The organism is Rugamonas rivuli, assembly GCF_009380165.1.
Classification (GTDB): Bacteria; Pseudomonadota; Gammaproteobacteria; order Burkholderiales; family Burkholderiaceae_D; genus Rugamonas; species Rugamonas rivuli.
The window spans coordinates 1-4722 of the sequence record NZ_WHUF01000018.1; the positions used below are offsets into that span (position 1 = coordinate 1).

Here is a 4722-nt window from a genome sequence, read left to right on the forward strand (position 1 = left end):
TTCCCATCCCGAACAGGACCGTGAAACAACTCTGCGCCGATGATAGTGCTGCAACCAGTGTGAAAGTAGGTTATCGTCAGGCTAGTTATATGAAAAAGCCCACCAAGTGATCTTGGTGGGCTTTTTTACATTTGTTACATTGTTTATTTCATAACCCTGCCGGGTGTCATATATTATTGACAACCACATCAAGGGAGATGAACATGTCACGCACATTGCAGCTCGTATCTATCAGCCTGTTGGCATCCGCGCTGGCTGCCTGCGGTGGCTCGGGCGGTGGCAGCGCCGAAACGCACACTGCGGGTCTGCGCCAGGGAGCAAGCGGTCCTACCGCGCCGCCTACCGCCGTTTCGCATATCGCCGTGGTGCAGAGTTTATATCTGGCCTATTTCGCCCGCCCTCCAGACACTGCCGGCTTCCTCTTCTGGAACGTCGCATTCGACAAGCTCAATCTGCCGACCACTCCTGCAGAGCTGCTCGCGGCCTACATCGACAATAGTTTTACCAAAATGATCGTGGATGGATTCGTCTCCAGTCCAGAAGCGGTAAATATCAACGCAGGCAGCGATGCCGAATTCGTTAATACTATTTATCTCAATGTCTTCAGCCGCAGCGCCGATACCGGCGGCCGCCAATACTGGGTTGGGCAGCTCGAAAGCAAGGCGATCACACGCCCGCTGCTGGCACTGGCCATCATGGCCGGCGCGCAGGCGGACGATCAACTGGCGATGAGCAAAAAAACCGAAGTCACCACCCGCTACCTGACTGCCCTGGCGGCAGCGAATGTCCAGAACGAGGCGCCGCTGACCGACGTCGGACGCGACCTGCTGGCCAAGGTGAACAAGGATACCGACCTGGCTGCCTTCCAGGCGACCATAGCCGCGGCGGTCCTGGAGCAAAAGAATACGAAGCCGGGATATCGCGCGGCGTACACGGGATTCCAGGATCTCTACTCGGATGTCGGCACATCGGTGCAGTACCGCTATACATACGGCTCGGGCATCGTGCCTTCCTTTGGCGGCGAGCTGGTCTTCGGCCTCGGCGAGCGTGAGATCGACTTTGGCGAGTCCGCCGGCCCGGGCAGCGCCATCGCCTACCGCGGCCAGATTACGGCTTCGGCCAGCGTATCGGCAAGCGGCGACGGTCGCGTGCCGACATTGCTGATGTTGTGCCAGTCGCCGTCCGGCTCCGCCAAGCCGTTCAAGTCCACCGATGTGCTGGTCAATAATACTTCCAAGGTACTGCTCACCGCCGCCGACCTGGCCGGACAAACGCTGACTACGCAGCGCGAGGATTGCGCCGCGCAAAGTGGCGCCTCGATCACCTTTGATGCCGCCGGCAATGCGACGGTGACGACATCCGCCGGCAGCAGCGTCTATCCTGCCGCCTCGGTCAACAAAGCGCTGAAGGCTGATTTGTACAATTTCGATGCGCTGACCAGGACCTCGTGGCGCGCTTACCGCTATACGAAGACCGATGGTTCGTTCACGTATGCGATTGTGAGCAATGTGATTCCGACGCCGATGGTTACTGGCATGCCGCCTCAGCCAGCTGGAGCACTGTCGCTCTGGTCGCAGGAGTAAGGCCTAGCGTGTCGGTGCGAGCATCGGCAGCGTCAGCGTAAATCGCGTGCCGCCGCCGAGTTCGCTAACGACATCGATGGCGCCGCCCAGGATCTCGGTGACGATGTTGTGGACGATGTTCAGGCCCAGCCCGGAGCCGCCCACGCCCAGCTTGGTGGTGAAGAAGGGATCGAAGATCCGCGACAGGTCTTCCTTCTTGATGCCGGCGCCGTGATCCTCCACCGACAGCGATACCAGCCCATGCCCGGACAGGCTGGCCGAGATGTCGATCAGTCCCGCCGTGCGGCCTTCGTAGCCGTGCAGGATGGCGTTGTTGATCAGGTTGGTGATCACCTGCCCGATCGGGCCGGGGTAGCTTTCCATCATCAGGTCCACAGGGATGCGCTGCTGGATCACGAAGGGCGTGCGCTTGATGGTCGGCTGCAAGGTCAGCACATTCCCGGCCACCACTTCCGCCAATAGAAAACTGCGCCGTTGCGAGCTGGTCTGGTCGACTGCGACCTGTTTGAAGTTGGTGACGATGTCCGCCGCGCGGTGCAGGTTGCGGCTCAGGATATCCACCGACAGTTGGGCATTCTTGATGTAGTGCTCAAACTCCTTGCGCGTGATGCCGCCCTCCAGCTCCAGGTGCTTGCCGATTTCATCGGTCTGCATTTCAAACGTGGTGGACGCCATCAGGCTGTTGCCGATCGGCGTGTTCAGCTCGTGCGCGATGCCGGCCACCATGGCGCCCAGACCCGCCAGGCGCTCGTTGCGCATCAGGTCTGCGCGCGCCTTGTCCAGCGTCGCGACCATATCCTGTAATTCGCGGTTGGCCCGGCGCAGCGCCAGATGGGTGTTGATGCGCGCCAGCACTTCCTCGATCTGGAACGGCTTGGTGATGTAGTCCACGCCACCGGCATCGAAGCCTGTCACTTTTTGTTTCGGATCGGTCAGGCCGGTCATGAAGATGACCGGGATATCCTTGGTGGCCTTGCCGGCCTTCAAGCGGCGGCAGGCTTCGAAGCCGTCGATGCCGGGCATGACCACATCGAGCAGGATCAGGTCGGGCTCGGCGAACTCGGCGCGCATCAAACCTTCGGCGGCGGTCTGCGCCAGCACGATCATGAAGCCGTGCCGTTCGAGCCGGTCCAGCAGTGCCGCCAGATAGGAAAGGGAGTCGTCGACGATGAGTATCGTCGGCATCGGCACTACGGGGATCTCGCTCTGGTTCATCTTGAAGCCTGAGGAATTCACGGTGGAGACAGTATAGGCATACTGCTCAAACGGCGGTGAAAAAAGAGCGAGACCGTTGCGCCTATAGCAAATTCAATCCCTTCAACATTACCAAAAGAACCAGCACCGGCGACACGTAGCGCAGCAGGAAGAACACCACGCGTATCGTCGCCTGGTTGGCCAGCGTGCCCTGGTTCGACAGTGCCTGCGTGAACTTGTCCGCGCCCCATACCCAACCCACGAACAAGGCTAGCAGGATGCCACCCAACGGCAGCAGCACGTTGGAGGAAACGAAGTCGAACAGGTCGAACATATTCATGCCGAACAGTTTGAAGTCGGCCAGCACATTGTTGGTCAGTGCGCAGCTGGAGCCCAGCAGCATCAGGCCTGCGATGGTCAGCAGCGTGGCCTTCGCGCGGCTGAGGCCGAAGCGCTCATGCAGGATCACGACCGGCACTTCCATCAGCGACAACATGGCGCCGGTGGCGGCAACCGAGGCCAGCACGAAGAAGGCGATCATCAGCAATTGGCCGCCTGGAATTTGCGAGAAGACTGCTGGGATAGTGATGAACACCAGCGCCGGGCCGGCCGCCGGCTCAAAGCCGAAGGTGAATACCGCAGGGAAGATGGCGATGCCCGCCAACATGGAGACGCACAGGTCGGCGGCCATCACGCGCAGCGTGGTCTGCGGAATATTCTGGTCGTCGCGGAAGTAGGAGCCGTAGGTCATCATCGTGCCCATGCCCAGCGACAGCTTGAAGAAAGCCAGGCCCATCGCCGTCAGGATGACGCCTGCAGTGATCTTGCTGAAGTCGGGACGGAACAGGAAGGCCAGGCCATCGGCCGCCTTGTCCAGCGACAGGCTGACCGCGCATAGCAGCAGCAACAGCAGGAACAAGATCGGCATCAGCTTCTTTGCGATGCCTTCGATGCCTTTCGTCACACCCATCAGCAGGATGCCGCCGATGAAGGCGAGCACGCCCCACTGCCACAACAGCGATTGCACAGGGTCTGCGATCAAGGCGCCGAAAGCGCTTTCGGTGACATGCCGATCGCTGCTGAGGATGGAGCCGCCGATTGCTTTGAACACATAGGCGAAAACCCAGGCCACCACTTCGGAATAGAAGGACAGGATCAGGAACGCTGCAGCCATGCCGGCCACGCCGACCAGCCACCATGGCAGGCTTTTTTTAGGGCTGAGATTTTGCAGCGCTGTGATCGGATTGGCTTTGGCCGCGCGGCCCATCGTGATCTCCGCGATCATCACCGGCAAGCCGATGACCAGCGTCGCTAACAGATAGATCAGCAGGAAACCGGCGCCGCCATTGGCGCCCGTCAGATAAGGGAACTTCCATATATTGCCGAGGCCGACGGCGGAGCCCAGCGTCGCCGCCAGTACGCCGAAGCTGGAGCTAAAGCCGCCGCGCTTGATAGTGTTATTGGTCATTGCGTGCTTTCTCGCCATGTTCTAAAGGGCGCGATTGTAGCAGTTCGAAAAAAGGCCTTGCAGATATTGGTGAGGCTTTGCTATAGTTCGCCCCCTCGCAGAACGACGCATGTAAATGCTGAGTGAAGTGGGAAAAAGAAGGGGTTGACGAAACGATCTAAACGCTTCATACTCTTTCTTCTTCGCTGACGGACACAACGCTCCGCAGCAAGCAAGCAGTGCCGAATAAAGTTCTTTAAAAATTAACAGTCGATAAGTGTGGACGTTTGATGAAAGTGCACAGCAGGCTAGTCCTGCTGATACTTAAAATATCAAATGTTCACAAGAAGTAATTGAAATAGGCGCTACGAAAGTAGTGGCCTGTCAGTATTTTGAGTGAGCGACCCGTGAGCAATCACGGTGGCAGAAATGCCAAATAAACAGAGATTAAACTGAAGAGTTTGATCCTGGCTCAGATTGAACGCTGGCGGCATGCCT

At 58.7% G+C, this 4722-nt stretch carries 3 protein-coding genes; 1 reads left to right on the top strand and 2 read right to left on the bottom strand.

The genetic code is table 11. From position 1 onward, the window contains the following. Nucleotides 1-203: 203 nt before the first annotated feature. Entirely contained in the window at nt 204-1583 is a 1380-nt protein-coding gene (locus GEV01_RS30525; RefSeq protein WP_175023310.1) for a DUF4214 domain-containing protein, read from the top strand. Nucleotides 1584-1586: 3 nt separating this feature from the next. Here the strand turns inward: GEV01_RS30525 and GEV01_RS30530 are convergent, their stop codons facing one another. Then, nucleotides 1587-2819 carry a sensor histidine kinase gene (locus GEV01_RS30530; RefSeq protein WP_328595674.1) on the bottom strand — a complete coding sequence of 411 codons (1233 nt, stop codon included), beginning with the start codon at nt 2817-2819 and terminating at the stop codon, nt 1587-1589. A 61-nt stretch (nt 2820-2880) separates the two neighbouring features. Next, nucleotides 2881-4245 carry a sodium-dependent transporter gene (locus tag GEV01_RS30535; protein WP_152810184.1) on the bottom strand — a complete coding sequence of 455 codons (1365 nt, stop codon included), beginning with the start codon at nt 4243-4245 and terminating at the stop codon, nt 2881-2883. Nucleotides 4246-4722: the final 477 nt, after the last annotated feature.

What these genes read in the sequence shown, in the direction of transcription:
- GEV01_RS30525 (WP_175023310.1), top strand. Translation starts at nt 204, where the DNA reads ATGTCACGCACATTGCAGCTCGTATCTATCAGCCTGTTGGCATCCGCG.
- GEV01_RS30535 (WP_152810184.1), bottom strand. Translation starts at nt 4,245, where the DNA reads ATGACCAATAACACTATCAAGCGCGGCGGCTTTAGCTCCAGCTTCGGC.